The organism is Methanosarcina barkeri str. Wiesmoor, assembly GCF_000969985.1.
Lineage (GTDB): Archaea > Halobacteriota > Methanosarcinia > Methanosarcinales > Methanosarcinaceae > Methanosarcina > Methanosarcina barkeri_B.
Map to the genome: position 1 here is coordinate 2,811,200 of NZ_CP009526.1, position 20,537 is coordinate 2,831,736.

Genomic DNA, 20,537 nt, shown 5'->3' on the forward strand with positions numbered 1-20,537 from the left:
AATTGACTATCAAAATAGCCGTATAAGTAACAGGCTGAATTCAAAGAGAACCCCCAGTAAAAACGCCACAAGGATCTGGGCAATGAATGTAGGATCAGGCGAAAGGAAAAGTGAAACTGCTATAATCACACTGTAGACCAATACCCTCTGCTTTTTAAGTGTTTGATACTCTATAAGCCCCATTTTCACGGTAAAAACCACAAGCAGAGGAAGCTGGAATACAATACCGAAACCTGCCAGGATTGTGGTCACTGCTGAGAGAGTATCCTGAACGGAAAGCTGCGCTGTAGCCATATCACCTGAGTAAAATAGAATGTATTTGAACATAACAGGCAGGACGATAAAGTAACCTATAGAGGCCCCAAAAATGAAAAGCAGGAAAGATGCCGGGATAATCTTGAGGAAGAAGCGCTTCTCATTTGGATAAAGCCCTTTGCCTGCAAACTTGTAAAGCTGGTAAAAGAGCAGAGGAATTGAAGTGGCTAGAGCAAAAACGAGGCAGAGTTTAAGGCGAGCCAAGGTCCATTCGAGAGGCGAGTAAGCTGTCATGTAAAGGTCAGTATTTATAAAATCCTTCCAGACAAGCAGCATCCCTTTTGCTGAAAATGGGAAAGCGATAATTATTCCCAGACAGAGCCAGATCAAAACGATTGCCAGCCGGTTTCTGAGCTCTAATAGGTGGGCCATGAGAGGTTCTTCGATATCTCCTGGGACACCGGAAGTATAGGAATTCATCCCCAAGGCTTTTCCGGTAGCAGCTGTTGTTCCGTTGCCTGTGTGCTGTGAGTTCATTTTTTCCGCTCTTATATGTATCTAGGTAAATATATTAATATCGGAACATAATATTGAATGTAAATATGCAACTCCCTGGGAGTATTCCGATTTCCTGGTGCAAGAGATCTTCACCATCCATTTTATAATCTCTCTTCAGAATATCTTTCTACTATATATTTGCATACCTGAGAGTTGCATACTTGAGAGTTGAATGCCTGAGAGTTGCATACCCGAGAGTTGAATGCCTGAAAGTTGCATGCCTGAGCATTTATGGCACTGAGTCATTTAATAGTGCAATATAGTGCAATCACTTAAAATGATTAATATAACTACTTAAAATGATTAATATAACTACTTAAAATGATTAATATAACTACTTAAAATGATTAATATACCCCGATTAAGAGAATTTGTTTAATGCATTCGAGTAATTTATATAACTTAATTAAGATAATTTATAAACTATAGTTATTCGATTAATATAAATTTAGTTATGATAATTAATATAACCGAATTAAGATAATTAATTAATGGATTGTATAAACGAATTAAAAGAATTAATATAATATACTCGTAATAAATACTATAACCTACTAAAGCAACTGCTGTTTCCCGGTTCCCTACACCTGAACCCACTGTTTCAGTATTCGGATTTCGTGACTTTCATCAATTGAATCTCCTGAATGGCTTGAAGTCTCAGGGATATTTGAAGGATTCCATGAAAAAAGCCGAAAAAACCTAAATCGAAAAAACAAAATAGGTAAAAAGAAAGTTGATATAAAAATCTCTGCAATGAATAGATCTAACTGCAGTGAATATAAGAGTCCCCTTAAATAGGATAAAGAACTTTCTTTTGCTTTTCCGGATAGGTACTCATTATGTCTGAAGCCATTGAAAATCTCAGTGTAATTCTGTTAACCCTGCGAAATAAGTTACTTGTGATTGCTGGGGTCCTTATCACAGGCGTTATTATCTCTTTCCAGTTTACAGGCCCTCTAATTGAAAAAATGACGGTTGATCTTCTCCCCGAGGGCGCAAAACTGGTGTATGTATCTCCCCTTGAGGTAATGATGCTGGAGCTAAAACTCTCTATTATAATGGGAGTCCTTCTCACCCTGCCTCTCATTGCATTCTATGCTTACAGGGCAATCTCGAAGCGGTACTCAATTAAAATTCCGACATCTATTGGAAAAAGTCAGTTTCTCTTTCTGTGTTTAGCAGTTGTTATCATGTTTGTCATTGGGGCCTCGTACTCTTATTTCCTTATGCTGCCTATCTTTCTTAAGTTTCTCTATATTGATGCAGCAGAGTCAGGGGTGACTGCAACTTATTCGATTTTCAAGTTTATCTCATTCATAGCAACAACTACAGCAATCTTTGGTCTGGTTTTCGAACTCCCTATAATACTTACTTTCCTTACCCGAAATGGATTTGTAAAATACCGTACTCTTGCGACCTACCGCAAGCACATATACATTCTGTTCTTAGTCTCAGGAGCTACTATCACTCCTCCCGATGCCTTCAGTCAGGTAATGGTTGCCGTGCCCATGGTGGTCTTCTTTGAGATAAGTATGGTGATTGTGCGGTTAATTGGAGTAAAGAACAAGCTTTCCAAGCCTGATCCTTCAGCAACTGCAGTAGGGATTACGAAAAGAAACTAAAGGAAGAAAAGTGACATAATAAGTACAGCTTAAGTACCTAAAAGTAAAATGAAGTTTGATAATGTGCAAGTTAACTTCAATTATGTGCAAGTTAACTTCAATTAAGACCATAAATTATTCAGCAGTCCAGATACACATCTGAACCTTAAAAATAATATTTCTATATATTTTAATTTAGACATTTGACGGTTTAATGCTAACGTTTTCCATTTCAAGTGTGTAAGTCATATCCCAATTAGAACAAGGTTTAATTTTAAGACACGCTATAAAGGAAAAGTAGTATAATCAAGGCTAAAAGAAAATCGGTGTCTTCAACGAGATATGCAGATAAGAAGCACAGGCGTGTTTGGGGGTGATATGATGAAGGTTGAGAAAGCAATCCAAACACGCCTCTCATCATTCTTTTCTTCACTCGCCTATCCATTTATTATTTTGTTTTGAGAGCATTTAAGATTATCGAAATCAATTTTATAAAACAGTTTCCTGGTTGTTTTTTAGACGACTGTTTACAAAATGTCGACTGCTAATAGTCCAACTGCTGATAGTCCAACTGCTAATAGTCCAACTGCTAATAGCCCAACTGCTAATAGTCCAACTGCTAATAGTCCAACTGCTAATAGTCCAACTGCTAATAGTTCGATTGTCTGGATATTACTTTCAGCATACTCAGGATAATCTTATTTAACAGAAACCCTAATTTGAAGAGGTCATGGAGCCGCAGCACGTAAAAGCAAATATCCAGATAATTGCCGCATCCGTCATCTACGGATTTTCAGGAATTTTTTTCATGTATGTAAAAAACATGGCCGCAGGAACTGTTGTGTTTTATCAGCTTCTTTTCGGGCTTCTTGCACTTGTGGGTTATCTGGCAGTTACTGGAAAACTGTCAGGAATCAGGCTCCGGGGAAAAAGAAAAACCTTGATACTGCTTGGAGCTCTCAATGCAGGGGTAATGGTCTCTTATTACATGGCTGTGAGCTTTATTAATGTCTCGATATCCGTACTTCTGCTTTATACAGCTCCTTTTTACGTTTTACTGCTTGCTCCTCTCTTTTTGAAGGAGAAACTTAACAAAAAGAATTTTTTTGCTCTGATTCTTTCTCTTGCGGGTGTAGTAATGGTAATTGGCCCTGAAAACTTTGTTTATGGATCGGGAATTGAGCCAGCATATCTTTTTGGGGTGCTTATGGGCCTTTTTTCAGGTTTTTTTTACGCCTGTGTTACCATCACTTCCCGCTATCTCAGGAACGAGTATTCAGGTTTAGAACAACTTTTTATCTCAACCTTCGTAACACTTTTACTATTACTTCCTTTTGTAAAACAGGCCTCAGTAACAGCTCTTATTGAGAATTTGCCAGTCCTCCTCTTTCTAGGAGTAACAATCACTTCAGTAGGTTCGATTCTTTACTTTACAGGGCTTTTACACGTCAAAGCCCAGAATGCAAGCATACTTTCTCTGCTTGAACCAGTAAGTGCGATTTTTTTCGCTTATCTACTCTTAAAAGACCCTATATCTGCTGAAACCCTTCTTGGCTGTGTCCTTATCCTTTCCAGCTCTTTCCTGGCAAGCCTTGAGGAGGAAAGCAAAACCGAAGAAGAACCTGTTTTCAAGGAAAAGCTACCTGCAGTCCCTTAGCTTACCGGCAGCGGGGAAAAGTAATGTTAACTTCTCAAGTCCAGAAAACTTTTTGAAAACACTCATGAAAAAAGAAATATAACGAAAATACGAATAACTGTAATTTTTAGAAAAACTCTAATAGTAAGGAAATAGTTCTCAGATATAACAAGAAAATATTCTTAAATGTGTTATTCTTAAGAATTTCATTCTTAAAAAAATTCTAAGCCATCCGGATTGTATTTTTTTCTATTCATAGCTCTGTTTCCGGTTGGAATGAATAAAATTTATTAGTATGTGCTCTGTATTCTATTAGTCTTAAACATATTTCACAGATTATTTCAAAAGAGTCTGGTATTCTTATGGTAGACGTAGTTAAGGAATTGGAAGCCCTGAGGCAGAATTTGCTTGATCTGTCCCTTCGAAATAATCTTCTCAATTACCGTCCTTCCCAGAAAAGAACCGTCTCGATTACGGGTAGGAAGCCGAAGGAAATTTACGAGCTCTTTGTTCTCCAGGAAAAATCAATGAGATTCGGGGCAATAGCCCAGGTAAGAAAAGACAGAAAAACTGGAAATGGAGAGAAACACGAGGCTTCTGAAACGGAAAAACGGCTTTTGAAAACAATAGGAAATATTCTTGTCTCTGAAGATAAACCCCAGACTTCTCGCTCTGAAACTTTTCTAGAAACCCCTGATGACAGCGAAATCCTTGATAAAAAGCTTTTTTATGTATTTAACCAGGCAAACTCCATATTTGAAGAACAGGGATATCCTGTGCTCTACCTTGCACTGGGCTTTCTGCAGTGGAGTGATAGCCGATCGGCCATAAAAAATCCGAAAGCCCCTCTACTTCTTATTCCCGTTGAACTCAAACGCATAGGTAAAGGCCGAATTTTCAGCATCCAATGGACAGGGGATGAAATCTTCACTTCAATTACCCTCCAGGCAAAAATGAAAGAATTCGGAATCGCTATTCCCGAATTTGAAATGCCTGAGGAGGCTTCAGGAGTCGAGGAATATTTCAGGACTGTATCCAGAGAAATTCATGAAAAGAGGGACTGGAAACTCCTGCCTGAGATCTGCCTTGACCTTTTTAACTTCAAAAAATTTGTCATGTATAAGGATCTTGACCCTGCGACCTGGCCTGAAGACATGTCTCCTGTCGACCATCCATTAATCCAGGAAGTCTTTAACCCTGAAGACCCTGAATGTGAGGCTTCCGGTTTCCTGGAAGAAGAGGTTGACCTTAAACTTCCGGCAAAAGACACTTACCAGATAATGGATGCCGATTCTTCCCAGATCGCGGTCATTGAAGATGTGAAGGCCGGGAAAAACCTTGTTGTAGAAGGGCCTCCAGGAACCGGCAAGTCCCAGACAATTGCAAATACAATCGCAGAACTTATGGCCCAGGGAAAAAGCGTACTATTCGTGAGTGAAAAAATGGCTGCCCTTCAGGTTGTAAAAAGCAGGCTGGACTCTGCCGGCCTTGGAGAACTCTGCCTGGAGATCCACAGCAACCAGACCCGCAAAAAAGCCGTGCTCGAAGAACTGGAAAAAACTCTGAACCGCGAAGCTCCTGCATCCATACGCCCTGACAGGGATATCAATGAGCTCGAAAAGCTAAAACATGAACTCAACCAGTATGCCCAGTCCATTGGAGAACCTGCGGGAAAAATCTACCCAAGCCTCTATACCCTTTATGGCATAAGGGAAAATACAAGGGCTTATTTTGAATTAAAAGGCCTGAAAATGCCCTTATATAAGTTTCAAGAACCTGAAACCTGGGATCCTGAAGCCTGGACTGATGCAGAAACTGTTATAGAAAAACTGAGTCAGGTCCTTCCTTTTCTAGGACCAATTAAGAAAAACCCCTGGTACGGCTGCGATCCAGGGCTTGTACTGCCTTCGGATCTGGGTGAAATCGGAGACCTGATAGACGAATGCGCTGCGGCTTTTGAGACCCTTGAAGCCGATATAAACACCCTTAATGAACTTTCTGCAACCTCAAAACCTGATACTCTCGAGAGAATTGCAACCGTAATCAATGCCGCAAAATTCCTTGAAAACTCAAAACCTTTACCTGAAAAAATGTTTCCGGATTCGGGATGGGAATCCGAAAACTCAAAAATAGAGGCCGAAGCTCTGGTTTTAAAACTCAGGAAATACCTTGAGCTCGAAACTTTTGCGGATAAAACTTTTCGCCCTGAGATTTTTAACCTTGATACCTCTGAATTCGAGAAACTTTCCAGCAGTCTTATCAAGCTTTTAAACCCGAAATACAGGAAGCTCAAAAAAGAAATTTCAGCCTGCTATCTCTCACGAGTACCTTTCTGGGACAGTAAAATCCTGCTTGACCTGACCGGTCTTTCCGAATACAAAACCCTCAGACTGGAACTTGAAAATTCAGGTGCAGAAGGGGAAAAATACTTTGGGAATTACTGGAAAGGCTTTGAAAGCGATCCTGACCTGCTTGAGGAATACAGCCAATGGATAATTCTCTTCCAGCAGTACCTGAAAGAAGGCACTCTCACAGACAGGAGTTTCAGGCTTATAGGACTCGGAATTGACAGCGAAGCCCTCGAAGCTGCAGCCAGCCATGTACTGGGCGCAACGCAGGAGTTTCTGGAGGCATTTAAGAGAGTTGGGATTCGCATAGGCGCAGATTTCGGGAAAATATGTCCAGAAGGCCTGGAAGCCGCAAAGCTAAATTCATTGAAAAACCTGGTAACCTGCTGGGAAAACGAGACTTCGTCCCTGGTGCTCTGGAGCCAGTATCTTGGTTACAGGCAGGCCTGTCTTGAAACAGAGGCAGCCCCGATAATGGGAGACCTTGAAGCCGGAAAACTCGCAGTTTGTGATGCAATTCCTGCTTTTGAAGGCAACTACGCCGAAATCCTCCTGAATCGTACTTTCAGGAAAAGGCCTGCACTTTCTACTTTTATCCGGGAACTCCACGAAAGCAAACTTGGCAAGTTCAGGAAACTTGACAAAAAAGTCCTTATGGAAAACCGAAAAAGGATTGTATGCTCGGCTTATAAGGAAACTCCAAAATTAGCTTCAGGAGCCTCAAGATCTTCAGAGGCGGGCATTCTGCTCAATGAGTTTAACAGGAAAAGAGGGCATATGCCTATCCGTACCCTTATGAAAAAGGCAGGCAGCCTGATCCAAAAAATCAAGCCCTGTTTCCTGATGAGCCCGCTTTCCATTGCTCAGTACCTTGATCCTAGAAGCACTCGCTTTGATGTGATTATTTTTGACGAAGCCAGTCAGGTCAAACCTGAAGATGCAGTTGGGGCTCTCCTGCGCGGAAAACAGGTCGTAGTAATGGGAGATTCAAAACAACTTCCACCAACCAACTTTTTCGATACTGTACTCGATTCTCCGGAAAGAGAGCCTGATGACTGCATTACAGCCGTAGATATGGAAAGTATCCTGAATGTGTGCAAACGCAGTTTCCCGGTAAAGACCCTGCGCTGGCACTACAGGAGCAGGCATGAGTCCCTGATCGCAATTTCAAACCAGGAGTTTTACAATAATCGTCTCTATGTTTATCCCTCTCCCATGCAAAAAGACGAAAAACTTGGGCTGAAGTTCGTGCATCTTCCGAACTCAATTTATGAAAGGGGTAAAAGTGGAGCCAACCGGGTAGAGGCAAAAGCCGTTGCAAGGGCAGTCTTTGAACACTTCAGCAGATACCCCGATAAAAGCCTGGGAGTTGGGACTTTCAATATAAAACAGCAGGAAGCTATCCAGGAAGAAATCGAGGCCTTGCTTAAAGTAAATCCTGGACTTGACCTTAACTCTGGAAACGAAAAAGGTGAGCATTTCTTTGTTAAAAATCTTGAGACTATCCAGGGTGATGAAAGAGATGTTATACTGCTGAGCGTGGGTTTCGGCTTTGACGGCAACCACAAGCTTTCCCTTAACTTCGGCCCGCTTAATCGCGAGGGAGGAGAAAGGCGCCTAAATGTTCTTATTACACGGGCCAGGGAAAAATGCGTAGTTTTTGCAAATTTTACATCAAGGGATCTGAAGCTGGATGAAAACTCGCCTTTCGGGCTCCAGGCCCTGAAAGTCTTCCTCGAATTTGCAGAGAGCGGCAGGCTTCCCTTACCTGCATACCGCAGGGAAAAGCTCGATTCGCCTTTCGAAGAGGCAGTTTACAATTTCCTGGCAGAAAACGGCTGTGAAATCCACAGGCAGATCGGCTGTGCAGGATACAGACTTGACCTTGCAGTCCCTGACCCCGCCCATCCAGAACGGTATGTGCTTGGAATCGAGTGCGACGGAGAAAGCTATTATTCCCTGCACGTTGCACGGGACCGCGACCGTCTGCGCCAGCAGGTGCTTGAAGGGCTGGGCTGGAAGATCTACAGGGTCTGGTCAACGGACTGGTACTTACATCCGAAAGAGAGCAGGGAAAAACTGCTTGAAGCTGTGAGGAAATCTATAAAAGAAACAAAAATACAGGCAAAATCCGAAATTGAACCCAGGGTTCCTAAGGTTAACGAACCGTCTGCCTGGGCTGGACCTGTGAATCGAAGTCCTGCAGGAAGGGATCCCGGTTCTCCTGCAAATCCGGGTTTATCCCAGATCCCGGTTTTAACTGCTGTGAGTGTAGAGAGTGAAGGTGGGGATGAGAATGAACTTGAAACTCGATTTTATAATAAAGCCTGTCTTTCGGAAACTTTTGAGGCCAAACTTCTTTTAGAGCCCTCCTTTGAAAATGAGGCTGAAGAGCCCTATTCAGATTCGTTTTTTAAACTGGAAGAAGGACTTACAGCTCCATCAGATACAGATTTCTTACCGGAAATGGATATGAGAGCCAGGTCGATGGCTCTGGTAGCCGATGAAAACTCCCTTAAGAAGCCCGTAAGAAGGTCAAAAAAATCAAAACTCCTTAAATTCAGTGTAGATCCTCGCTCTAAGGGAAACGAAAACAAATTGATACCTGAACCAGAGCCTGAGAAAGTGAGTTTTTATCAAGCTTACCCTGAGATTAACTTCAATGCAGGCCCTGAAATGAAGAAAAAACGCAAGCGTATTAATGAGTTTGCGTATATTTACGGCTCAGGCAACTATTCTGAGCCTGAGCCAGATTTCGAGGAAGATAATTATACAGACGAGGACGACAGCTATACAGGGATATGTGACTCAGAAACTCAAGTTGAGCGCGAAGCCGAGTCTATAATTGAGCGCGGCATAAAGAGGAAAGCTGAGACACTGTTAACTGAGCCTGCTCTCGAACATACGTTTAAGACCGAAACCAGACTCCTAAAGAGATCACTATCTTCAACCCCGGCTAAAAAAGAAGGGAAGTTCTATGAGAAACCCGATACTGGACGCTCCTTAAAACTCAGAGCCGGTAATACCGGATCGAGAACTGTAGAAATTCCATATGTTCTTGAAAAAAAGCCTGAACCGAATAATTCAAAAAAAGGGAATGAAAAGTTATCTAGAAAAACTAGTTCACTCGAAGCTGCCGTACCCCTTTATCAGGCCTGTCTTTCCTCAGGACTTCCACAAACCGGCGATCTTTCAGAGGTTTCGGATAAGCAGCTTGAGGAGGCGATTATACGAATTGTATCGTGTGAAGGTCCAATTCATGCGCAACTCCTGCAGCAACGAATAAAATCGCATACAGGAATTTCCCGCATGTTCAGTAAAATCAAGCAGCGAATATCTGATGTTGCAGCTCTTGCCGAAAGTTCCGGAGAAATCAGGGCCAAAGACGAGTTCTACTGGCCAGATTCGGAACCTGCATGTATTCTGCGCAGGCGTGAGGGAGAAGAATCTGCAAAAATAGAGTGGATCTGTGACGAGGAAATAAAAGAAGCTATCCGTTTTGTTTTGCACAGCCAGTATTCAACTCCTCTTGAAGATCTTATTGTCCAGACTTCGAGAGTTCTCGGGATAAAAACCACACGAAAAAACGTAAAGAAACGAATCGAAAAGCTTGTAAAAGCAGGAATAGAAAATGAGGAATTGACTCTCATGCCTAATGAAATGATTTATTTTGTCGAATAAATCAGGTTTTTCAGAAAACGAATGGACTTTTCAGAAAACAAACAGGTTTTTCAGAAAACAAACATGACACTATTTAAATAAGATGCACACTCAATGAAAGCGCTTGCAGATGGCAGCATTTTCATGCTTAGGAATAATTAAATAATAAACTCAAGTTTTCACTTTGATCACTTTGGTAACGGCCATATAATTCCATTTTCCAAATAGCCTTCAAAGATAATATTGGTACATAATGATTGAAATTATATTTTCGTCATTCCTAAGTGGCAGTTCCAGTATTTTAAGTATTTACTGTTATTTGACTTTGCATCTATCTTATTCTTCTGCTATTATTAGTCTATTGTTTACACGAATCAAAAAGCGATAGAAGTTCTTTTTCGATAAAGTCCAACTTTACATGCTTACTGATACAGTTGTCAAAAGAAAATTCACAGCTATCGGCCTTATACATTTAAGAGTTCTCGTATAAAGGCAAACTGCCCATAAAATCTGGATAAGGGTAGAGATCTAATATGCCCTCAAATGATTTTAGGAACCCTTGCTGGGAGTTACTTTGATTACTCCACCTCCGCTGGTATTATTTTTAGCTTGAATGTTCTCCAGAATACGTTCCTTCTTTCTTTGGGTACTACTCATATGCGTAGTTACGTTTTCTACTCCAGTTACATTTTCTGCTTCAGTAACTACCTCAGCTGAAGTTACTTCTGTAACAGGAGTTTCTTCTACAGCTTCAGTTGCGGTTACGACTTCCTGAACCGGAGTCACAGCTTCAGTTCCAGTTACTGCTTCAGCCCCGGTTACAGCCTGGACTGGAGTTTCCGTTTCATTTGGAGCTTGCTGACCAGCGCATCCAATGGCCAGGAATACACCGAACAATACTATCAAAATAATCAATGATTTTTTCATATTTTCCCCCACTTATAATTATGTTATTATTAACTGATACTTTATAATTGATGTCTGGATTTTATAACAATTCCTACTAGATTCTGAATATAGTTCATCACATGAGATTAAAGATAGCTATATGTCTCGGATGTTTCAGTTATATGCCTCAGATGTTTCCTTTTTATTATGCTTTTTGAACGTAGGTAAGATCCAGATTCTTTATATTCTGTTCGATTTCCTTAAGTTATAATACTGGGAATTCCAATATTGTTAAATGACCTTTAAATGACTTTTTTGGGGGGAAGTCATGAAAATAAAATCCGTTAATCCTTACACTGAAGAAGTAAACTGGACATATGATTCGTTTTCTTTCGAAGAATGTGAGTCCAGGATTGAAAATTCCAGGGCTGCCTTTTCCGGGTGGAGTTCGTTATCTGTTGAGGAAAGAACAAAATACTTTTCAAGGGCTGGGAAGGTCATCAGGCAGAATGCCGAAATTTATGCCGAAATTATTACGAAAGAGATGGGAAAACCTATCAGACAGTCAAGAGGCGAGATTGAAAAATGCGCCTGCCTCTGTGATTATTACGCAGAAAACGCGGCAGAGTTTCTGAAAGACGAAGTTGTGGATATCGGAGCTGAAAAAAGTTACGTAACCTTTGAGCCTCTTGGATTAATTTTCGGGATGATGCCCTGGAGTTTCCCGTTCTGGCATGTTTTCAGGTTTGCGGTGCCTGCAATGTGTGCAGGAAATGTGTGCGTAATCAAGCATTCTTCGAATATGCCTGCTTCGGCGCTGGAAATTGAAAAAATATTTCTTGAGGCCGGATTTCCTGAAAATGTTTTCAATACCCTGTTAATTGACTCAAAAACTGCAATGGAAATTATTGAAGAAGAACTGGTCGATGGGATTTCACTCTCTGGCAACATAGACGCAGGCTCGGAGATAGGGGAACTTGCAGGAAGCCTGGTAAAACCTCTTGTACTTGAACTGGGAGGTTCGGACCCTTTCATAGTACTAGAAAACGCTGATCTCGAGAGAGCTGTGCAGGTTGCTGCAAAGTCCAGTTTTCTGAATACCGGGCAGAGCCATATTGCTGCCAAGCGATTTATTGTCTTGGAAGATATTGCTGTGGACTTTATTGAGGCATTTGAGCTTGAAATTCAGAAACTGAAAATCGGGGACCCTATGGATGAAGAAACCGATATTGGACCTCTTGCAAAGAAAGAATTTCTCGATAGTCTTGAAAGAGTCCTGAAAGACGCAAAAAAGAAAGGTGCAGAACCCCACGTTTACGGAGAGGAACAGAGTAAGGGTTTTTTCTTCAGACCGACCCTCATTCCTGCAGCCAGTACCGATATGAAGGTTTGCAATGTAGAGGTTTTCGGGCCCATTGTCCCGGTGATCACGGTAAAAGACGAAGATGAGGCAGTCAAAGTTGCAAACTCCACCGAGTTCGGACTTGGAGCTGAAATATGGTCCAGAGACCTTGAAAGAGCTCAGAGACTGGCAAAAAGCATAAAATCCGGATTTGTGGTCATTAATGGAATGGTTAAACCAGATCCGAGGCTGCCTTTTGGAGGAGTAAAAAAATCAGGAATCGGACGAGAGCTTTCTCATTATGGGCTCAAGGAATTTGTGAACATAAAAACGGTTGTGGTCAACAAGTGAATCTAAAGGGCTGAGAATTTTGATTGAAGTTTTTATTGAATAAACCTTATCCAGAATTAAGAGAATTTGTTTAAGTTTGAAAATCAGTTTGTTTAAGTTTGAAAATCAGTTTGTTTAAGTTTGAAAATCAGTTTGTTTAAGTTTGAAAATCAGTTTGTTTAAGTTTGAAAATCTGCTTAATCCTAAATAGTAAACTCAATTAAGTTTAACAAATAACTTAACCAATGCTTAATAAACAAACATGAGTTAAGGCAAATTCGGCTTAAATAAAAGCCATACAGCTATATTGGAGTTTTTTCATGAAAGCTTCGGATCTTTTTGTTGCCCAGCTTGAAGAAGAAGGCGTTGAATATATATTCGGACTGCCAGGCGAAGAAAACCTTGACCTGCTTGAGTCACTGAGGACCTCCAGAATCAAACTGATCGTAACAAGACACGAACAAGCTGCGGCTTTTATGGCTGCAACTTATGGGAGGCTAACCGGAAAGCCAGGAGTCTGCTTTTCAACACTTGGACCCGGAGCCACAAATCTTGTTACAGGCGTTGCCCAGGCACAGCTTATAGGAGCGCCTTTTATTTCCATATCCGGACAGAAAGCCCTAATTGACAACTGGCAGGCCCGCTTCCAGCTTGTAAACGCTATCAGAATGATGGAGCCTCTCTGCAAAAAGGCTGTATCCATTACCGATCCTGGAATGATCCCTACGGTGCTCCGTAATGCCTTCAAGCATGCTGAAGCTGATAAGCCAGGAGCTATACACATCGAGCTTCCTGAAGACGTAGCTGAAGAAGAAACTGAGGCGACGGTGCAGAAGCGAAGCGAAATTAAAATTCCTTACCCTGATCCCGAGGCTGTAAAAAGAGCCTCAATTATGATCTGTGGGGCTAAAAATCCTCTGATCATAGTTTCCTCAGGAGCAAACCGAAAAGCTATTACTGAGGAGCTCGAAAATTTTGTCGAGAATACAGGCATCTACCTAGTGCATACCCAGATGGGGAAAGGAGTCGTTCCTGATGACTGCAGCTACAGTCTCTTTGCCACAGGAATTCATGCAAGGGATTATGTTAACTGTGGAATTGACGGGGCTGACCTTATTATCACTATTGGGTATGATATAGTTGAATATCCTCCTTACCTGTGGAACAGTACACTGGACAAACAGATCATAAATATTGATTTTGTGGAATCCGTGCCTGATAGATACTTTAACCCCACAGTAGAAGTCATCGGGGATATTGCCTCTTCAATCCGGGAACTTGCTGCAAGTATTCCGGAAAAACGGGAATTTCCGATCTTTGAACACACCAGGAATTTCATTAAGGAAAAAATAAATGGTGCTGCCAGGAAAAGCTATCCTCCCATCCCACAGGCTGTAGTTCAGAGTGTCAGAAAGGTGCTGGGGAGAGAAGACATAATCACACTGGATAATGGGATTTATAAACTCTGGTTCGCTCGCCTTTACAAGACCTATGCCCCCAATACCGTGCTCCTTGACAATGCCCTTGCAACCATGGGTGCAGGTCTCCCTTCAGGGATTACCGCAAAACTACTTCATCCGGAGCGCCGCGTGCTTGCAATCTGTGGGGATGGGGGTTTTATGATGAACTGCCAGGAACTTGAGACCGCAATCCGCTATGAAATCCCTGTTGTTGTCCTTATCCTCAATGACAATGGTTTCGGCTTTATTAAGTGGAAACAGAAAAAGATGCATTTTGAGAATTTCGGGCTGAACTATGGAAATCCTGATTTTTCTCTCTTTGCCAGGAGCTTTGGGGCTGTGGGTATCAGGATCAAGGAAGACGATGACCTTGCAGAAGTTCTGGAGAAAGCTTTCTCCCTGAATAAGGTGGCAGTTATTGAGTGCCCGATTGACTATTCCGTAAACTATGAAACTTTCTCGATAGAATTGGGAAAGCTGACATGTAAGTTCTGATTGGAAAACATTATTAGGAATCCACTAGCTGAGACGTCGGAAAGACCATGGAATATTAAAAAGTCCGAAGAAGACCCCAGGTAAAAATTCTGAAATTTCATAAGAGATCATCTGGAGTGAAATTATTGCTCTGAACAGGGCATTCTGGATCAAGTATTCTGAACCTAGTAAAGGAACATTCCCTTAGGGAAATTGAAGTTCCGGTAAACACTTGTTATGGTTGAAAAATGAGTAGAAAAGCATAAAGTGAAATAAAGCGTTAAAATGAAATAAAGCATTAAAGTGAAATAAAGCGTTATAATGAAATAAAGTATTAAAGTGAAATAAAGCGTTAAAATGAGGTTAAATGTTATCAAATTAAGTAATTAAATTCAGGAAAACGAAATCAGTAAAGTTAACGGGGAGATATTTTCCCATATCAATAACCAGGTTGACTGATTGCAAATTGACTGCAGGATTTTTAAATACGAAATTTCAGTTATACCACCTTGGGACTATTCAATTTTCAATTTGAGTTTCAGGTATTTAGTCTTATAAATTTTAAGCGGTTCTTGAGCTTGTGGTTTCATATCCTGCTGATTTTAAACCCAATTTTCCAAAACCAGAGGTTGGCCACAGGTTAATTGAATCGCAAATTAAAATTATCTCTCAAAGTGAATAAAGTATTTCAGGCATCCTCAATTAAGGTATCCTTTTCTTTCAAGCCATTCGACCTGTGGCCTTGTATATTTCCAGGTAACGTCGGCTTTGGAGTCCTGAATTTCCCATGGGTTCGCTATGACTATATCGCCTTCGCGAATCCACATTCTCTTTTTTTTGGACCCAGGAATTCGTCCCATTCGAACCACACCGTCCATACACTGTAGTGTGACTCTTTTAGAACCAAGTAAATTTAGTACTGTTGCCAGGACTTCGTTTCTGTCCTTTTGAGGAGTGCGTACCCTTGTTACTTCATGAGTATCTCCTGAAACCGATTTTCTTGATCCTGAATTTCGGTGTCTGATAGTGCTTCTGTAATTGGCCAAATTAATTCCTCCAATGCTGGTTTTTAGTTTAACTATTTTAATTTTGAATAGGCTTTCCCTGATTTTATCCTCAGTTCGGCCCGTTTTTCCGTCTTTTCGAATATCTATATAGATCTTAACCGTATTAGGTCTCAATCATTTTTAGAAAGCTCTGGTTGAATTCTCTGGTTAAATTGTTATTTTTTATTCCGTTTTTGGTTCCCAAGAAATCTCCCACAATAAAAGGTAAAAAACAAAGAGAATAATAAGTGAAAACGAACTGAATGTCAATTCGGATTATGTATTAAACTGGCTCAGATTTTACATTGACACGCAGTTGAGATCATATTTAGGGTTTCCTGTGATCAAAAAGTTCTCTATTGCAATAAACAGACGTTCTTTTGGTCCGTTTGAATAGAATTCTGGTCTCAATCCCGTAGTCAGGTAGTCAAAACAGATGACCTTGTGCGTTTCGCTGGGGCCGCTGTTACCGCCTCTGAAACATCTGTAATGTATGTTTCGGTTGCCGCTGCGGTAAGAATTTCCTCTATCATAAAAACCCATTTTCCTCTGTTATTAAAACTCATTATTGTTTCACAGTCGTTTATAGCGGATACCTGTATTCGATAAAAACGTCATCGGATATAATTATCAATAAAACAAAAATGGGATTATTAATCACAGATTATATATCTCTTTATTTTCAACCGCTTCTACCTAGTTATTTATTTATATAAATCTTTCTGTGAAAAAATGGCCAGAAAAGTCTAAAAATCCTAAATAAATTAAAAGAAATAAAGATTTTTTTCAAGAAAGATATATCAATATATATGGGATACAGATTATGTGGGATATAGATCAATATACGTGAAATAGATATCAATATATGCGGAATAAGAATCAATATACGTGAAATAGGCATCAATATACGTGAAATAGGCATCAATATACGTGAAATAGGCATCAATATACGTGAAATAGGCATCAATATACGTGAAATAGGCATCAATATACGTGAAATAGGCATCAATATACGTGGGAACTTGCCGTCTTTATTTAAAAAAATTACAAAAGACTTTAAAATCTCTAAGATATATAAATAAGTTACAGGAAGATTATTATCGTTCAAATAAAAATCTTATTCAATGTGACATCATAAAAAGAAGAGAGTCCGTTTAGCCTGTTCAAGCTAAACGAAACGGACATAATTTGTAAAGTAGACTATTGAGTGAACCGGATATTAATATCTGTTTTCTCTGGGTTTCCTGTGGTTAGGAAGACAATCTCTGCAGTAGACTGGTCTGTCAGGGTCAGGCTTGAAAGGTACCTGAGTTTCAGCACCGCAGTCAGAACAGATTGCATTGTACATTTCCCTGGGAGCTCCAAAACCTCCACGGTTGCTGTCTCTTCCCCTGAAGGAATTTCCTCTGTCATTAAAAGCCATTTTCTTTTCACCTCCGCTTACAGCGGATAGTACATAGTTTAAAAATAAGGTTGTATATTGCTCTTTGATTAAAAACAGAAACTAGTTTTTAATAACAGATTATACATCTCTTTATTTTTAATGTTCTTAGTATACAGTCAAATTATATAAGTTTTACTCATAAAAATCTAAATCCCGCCAAAAGCGCCTACCGCTTTAGGGTTATCTCTACTTATTCTAATTTTAAAAAACCTTCATCAGATAGTTTCTTATGGATAGAGACTACAATTGACAGAAACTATACAATTACAAGTTGAATTCCATCATCCAAGTGAGAAAAACTAAGAGGTTAAACACTAATGTTAGTGAGACTGAATGAAATAGGTAAAAAATTAAAGGCTTTTGTGTGAGTTATAAACAAGTTAAAAAGGTTAAAGTTGAGTTAATAAGAGTAAAAGTAAGTTGAAGAGATTAAAGGTAAGTGTTTGAAGAAGGAATATGTAAGAGGGGAAGAAGTTAACCGAAAACTGGTTAAAACCTGAATATAGTAAGAGTAAGCTGGTTTTATCAAGTTTTACGGTACTATTTCGGTACTTATTTGAGGTACCCTTTTCTCTCGAGCCACTCAACCTGGGGCCTTGTGTACTTCCAGATCACATCGGCTTTAGAATCCTGAATATCCCACGGAGCGACGATTACTACATCTCCCTCATGGATCCACATTTTCTTATTTTTGGATCCAGGAATCCGGCCCATTCGGACGACACCGTCCATACATTGCAATGTGACTCTTTTTGAACCAAGTAAACTTGATACTGTTGCCAGAACTTCGTGATTTTCCCTACGTGGTGTGCGTACTCTTGTTACTTCCTGAGTAGCGGGCACTGAGCTTCTAGTCCCTGCTTTTCTTTTTCTTATATTGCTTCTATAGTTCGCCAGGTTAATTCCTCTTATTATTAGTTTGTTATGTCAAATTTTATTATGCCAGATTTGATTACGATCTGCTTTTATTATGTCAGATTTTTCAAAACTTCTGTATCTATGGCTACTTCATGTACTTTGATTTTAAGGTTCATAAATTGATAGGAATTGAAAAATTCTTTAAAGATCTGTAATCTCAGAAAAGCCCTGAGCCTCAGGAAGCGTTTTTATTTCAAAGATTCTTAAAGATCCTTTAATTGTTCTTTAGTGTTACGTTTTTGTATATACTGAGAGTTTGCTTCAAACTCCCTTCAGGGTACTTTTATACAATATAAGCTATAAAAAACATTTGCAATAGTACTACATCTGCAATAGTACTTATGCCCCACTCAGCAAATAAATTATGAAAATACATAAAACTTAGTGTTTGGATATCCTTCACCGGCCATAAGATACGAACACAGTTTAAAAATGGAACACGTGTTGAGATTTTTCGAATCAACACTTAACTTGAGTTTTACTAAGGAGTTTTATATTAAAACTTCCTGTGGTTAGGAAGGCAATCCCTGCAATAAACCGGCCGCCCTTCGGTCGGTTTAAATGGAACCTCAGTCTCAACCCCACAGTCAGAACAGATAACCTTGTGCATTTCTCTGGGACCGCTGTTGCCACCCCTGAAACCACCGCGACCGCTATTTCGGTTGCCACCACGGTAGGAATTTCCTCTGTCATTAAAACCCATTTTCGTTCACCTCCACTTATAGTGATACGTATGTTCGATAAAAACATGATCAGATATAACTCATTATTTAAAAACAAAAATGGAGTTTTTAATAACAGATTATATGTCTCATTATTTTTACTGAATATATAACCACTTCCATGTTATATAAGACTAATCCAATACTAACCGGAGAAAATAGAAGCAAGTTCCTCAAAGAGAAAAAAATCCTGGGATAGAGATTATATAAAAAAGTTTGAAGAATAAAAAGAGCTTGAAGAATAAAAAGAGCTTGAAGAATAAAAAGAGTTTGAAGAATAAAAGGAGTTTGAAGAATAAAAGGAGTTTGGAAACCCCTGTTACAGGAGAGTTTCCAGTGATAAAATTAAAATAAGAAAATTCTGGAATTTATGGATTTAGAACTTCCTGTGGTTTGGTAGGCAGTCTCTGCAGTAAACCGGTCTTCCTTCAGCTGGCTTGAATGGAACCTGGGTCTCTGCACCACAGTCAGAACAAACTGCAGGGTACATTTCTCTGGGGCCGCTGTTGCCACCTCTGAAACCTCCGCGATTGTTGTCTCTATTTCCCCGGTTGCTATCTCTTCCCCTGAAAGAGTTCCCTCTGTCATTAAAACTCATATTAGTTTCACCTTCGCTTATAGCGGATATAGTGTAGGTTGCTATAAAAATAAGATCTATACATTCTTTTATTAAAAACAAAAGTGAAGTTTTTAATAACAGATTATATGACTCTTTATTTTTACTGCCAATATGTCCCAAGCTCTTATCGTATATAAATATATCTGCGAAGAATCCGGAATTCTAACAATAAAAGTCTGCAAATGAAATAAAATATTCCGGGCCTTAAATCGCTGTTTTAATTGAAAAAAGTAAGTATAATGGCTTGACTTAGTAGCCATGTTTCAGCAATATGGGAAAGACATTAAATCTGTAAAAAGGGATTAAAAATTGTAGGCTAGTTTTGACAAAGAGACAATGAGTACTAATTAATAAATTAAATTGAGTGAGGCCACTCCACCCTAAACAAGCTGTCCGACAATTACCTTCAGTAATAAACGAATTCATTCTTTTCTGATTAAAAGGTTTTATCTGCTTTCTTTTTAGCACTTTTTCATTACTACCAATAATTGTCGGATAGCCTGTAAAGGACGGAGTATTCGTGACCTTCTGCGCGACCTTAGGAATGACGAAAATATAATTTCAATCATTGAGCCTATCCTAAAACCAATTTTATCCTCAAATAGATAAAAGTTTCAGAACTATTTTCCGTGATCTGAAAACCATTGATCATTCCCTATTCGAGATTTAGAGAAGCAGTTTTGAGTTATGGGATAGGCTCATTATGTACCAATATTATCTTTGAAGGCTATTTGGAAAATGGAATTATATGGCCATTACCAAAGTGACCAAAGTGAAAACTTGAGTTTATTATTTAATTATTCCTTAGTAATAAATTATCACTTCACCTTAAAAGACCACCACTTAGCCTATTATTCGCTAAAAATGCCAAATTTTGTCAGAAGTTATTTATGAATACCCAACCGAAAGCGCAAGCATCTGACCATAGACGTGTTTGATGAAACCGGGCTGAGGTTCTGGGACCTTATCATGTCCAGCAAACCAGCGGGAATGATAAAGAGCATTTAAGTTCATGCTACTGGTTTATTAGTTAAGCTGTGTACTGCATAGTTCTTGTGCTTTCAATAACCGTAAAGTAGTTTCTTATACATGCTCCTAGAAAAATAGATAAGCAAATTTATCGCTTTTTTGAAACAAAAAAGGGTTTTAAGGAGCCTTTTCCATGTTATATAAAGTATTTGTTCATATATACAGATTTTAAAGTTTAAAAAAACTTATTTGAATTAAATAATTCCA

General features: G+C 39.6%; 15 protein-coding genes. 6 read left to right on the plus strand and 9 right to left on the minus strand.

The window, feature by feature from the left end; genetic code table 11:
• Positions 1-9: 9 nt before the first annotated feature.
• Both tatC (MSBRW_RS11655) and MSBRW_RS22325 read right to left on the minus strand, forming a co-directional pair.
• Entirely contained in the window at positions 10-792 is a 783-nt protein-coding gene (gene tatC / locus MSBRW_RS11655; protein ID WP_011307502.1) for a twin-arginine translocase subunit TatC, read from the minus strand.
• A gap of 151 nt (positions 793-943) precedes the next feature.
• Entirely contained in the window at positions 944-1,042 is a 99-nt protein-coding gene (locus tag MSBRW_RS22325; protein WP_155398234.1) for a pentapeptide repeat-containing protein, read from the minus strand.
• Positions 1,043-1,652: 610 nt separating this feature from the next.
• Here MSBRW_RS22325 and tatC (MSBRW_RS11660) point away from each other — a divergent pair.
• From tatC (MSBRW_RS11660) to MSBRW_RS11670, 4 genes are all read left to right on the plus strand, one after another.
• Complete coding sequence (gene tatC, locus MSBRW_RS11660) at positions 1,653-2,435, plus strand: Sec-independent protein translocase TatC (RefSeq protein WP_011307501.1); 783 nt, start codon at positions 1,653-1,655, stop codon at positions 2,433-2,435.
• Between the two features lie 513 nt (positions 2,436-2,948).
• On the plus strand, positions 2,949-3,110 hold the full coding sequence (locus tag MSBRW_RS22330) for a hypothetical protein (RefSeq protein ID WP_155398235.1): 162 nt from the start codon (positions 2,949-2,951) through the stop codon (positions 3,108-3,110).
• Between the two features lie 34 nt (positions 3,111-3,144).
• Entirely contained in the window at positions 3,145-4,071 is a 927-nt protein-coding gene (locus MSBRW_RS11665; RefSeq protein WP_011307500.1) for a DMT family transporter, read from the plus strand.
• 341 nt (positions 4,072-4,412) lie between these two features.
• Positions 4,413-10,079 carry a DUF3320 domain-containing protein gene (locus tag MSBRW_RS11670; protein ID WP_011307499.1) on the plus strand — a complete coding sequence of 1,889 codons (5,667 nt, stop codon included), beginning with the start codon at positions 4,413-4,415 and terminating at the stop codon, positions 10,077-10,079.
• 528 nt (positions 10,080-10,607) lie between these two features.
• On the opposite strand, the gene MSBRW_RS20345 is transcribed toward MSBRW_RS11670, so the two are convergent.
• Positions 10,608-10,985 carry a hypothetical protein gene (locus MSBRW_RS20345; RefSeq protein WP_011307498.1) on the minus strand — a complete coding sequence of 126 codons (378 nt, stop codon included), beginning with the start codon at positions 10,983-10,985 and terminating at the stop codon, positions 10,608-10,610.
• A gap of 289 nt (positions 10,986-11,274) precedes the next feature.
• Here MSBRW_RS20345 and MSBRW_RS11680 point away from each other — a divergent pair, with 289 nt between their 5' ends.
• Together MSBRW_RS11680 and MSBRW_RS11685 are read left to right on the plus strand one after the other, a co-directional pair.
• Positions 11,275-12,639 (plus strand): NAD-dependent succinate-semialdehyde dehydrogenase, encoded by a 1,365-nt coding sequence (locus tag MSBRW_RS11680; RefSeq protein ID WP_011307497.1) that lies wholly within the window; start codon positions 11,275-11,277, stop codon positions 12,637-12,639.
• Between the two features lie 299 nt (positions 12,640-12,938).
• The gene (locus tag MSBRW_RS11685) at positions 12,939-14,573 is read left to right on the plus strand and encodes an acetolactate synthase large subunit (protein ID WP_011307496.1); all 1,635 of its coding nucleotides are present in this window, start codon (positions 12,939-12,941) and stop codon (positions 14,571-14,573) included.
• Between the two features lie 677 nt (positions 14,574-15,250).
• On the opposite strand, the gene eif1A (MSBRW_RS11690) is transcribed toward MSBRW_RS11685, so the two are convergent.
• From eif1A (MSBRW_RS11690) to MSBRW_RS11715, 6 genes are all read right to left on the minus strand, one after another.
• Entirely contained in the window at positions 15,251-15,577 is a 327-nt protein-coding gene (eif1A, locus tag MSBRW_RS11690; RefSeq protein WP_048103357.1) for a translation initiation factor eIF-1A, read from the minus strand.
• 321 nt (positions 15,578-15,898) lie between these two features.
• Positions 15,899-16,141, minus strand: coding sequence for a hypothetical protein (locus MSBRW_RS11695; protein ID WP_011307494.1), 243 nt, complete (start codon positions 16,139-16,141; stop codon positions 15,899-15,901).
• A gap of 676 nt (positions 16,142-16,817) precedes the next feature.
• Positions 16,818-17,021: a CxxC-x17-CxxC domain-containing protein gene (locus tag MSBRW_RS11700; protein ID WP_011307493.1), complete on the minus strand. Its 204-nt coding sequence runs from the start codon at positions 17,019-17,021 to the stop codon at positions 16,818-16,820.
• Positions 17,022-17,594: 573 nt separating this feature from the next.
• A complete protein-coding gene (eif1A, locus tag MSBRW_RS11705) occupies positions 17,595-17,918 on the minus strand; it encodes a translation initiation factor eIF-1A (RefSeq protein ID WP_080565368.1) in 324 nt (107 codons plus the stop codon).
• 538 nt (positions 17,919-18,456) lie between these two features.
• The gene (locus MSBRW_RS11710; RefSeq protein ID WP_011307491.1) at positions 18,457-18,663 is read right to left on the minus strand and encodes a CxxC-x17-CxxC domain-containing protein; all 207 of its coding nucleotides are present in this window, start codon (positions 18,661-18,663) and stop codon (positions 18,457-18,459) included.
• A gap of 395 nt (positions 18,664-19,058) precedes the next feature.
• Positions 19,059-19,280, minus strand: coding sequence for a CxxC-x17-CxxC domain-containing protein (locus MSBRW_RS11715; protein ID WP_011307490.1), 222 nt, complete (start codon positions 19,278-19,280; stop codon positions 19,059-19,061).
• Between the last annotated feature and the right edge of the window lie 1,257 nt (positions 19,281-20,537).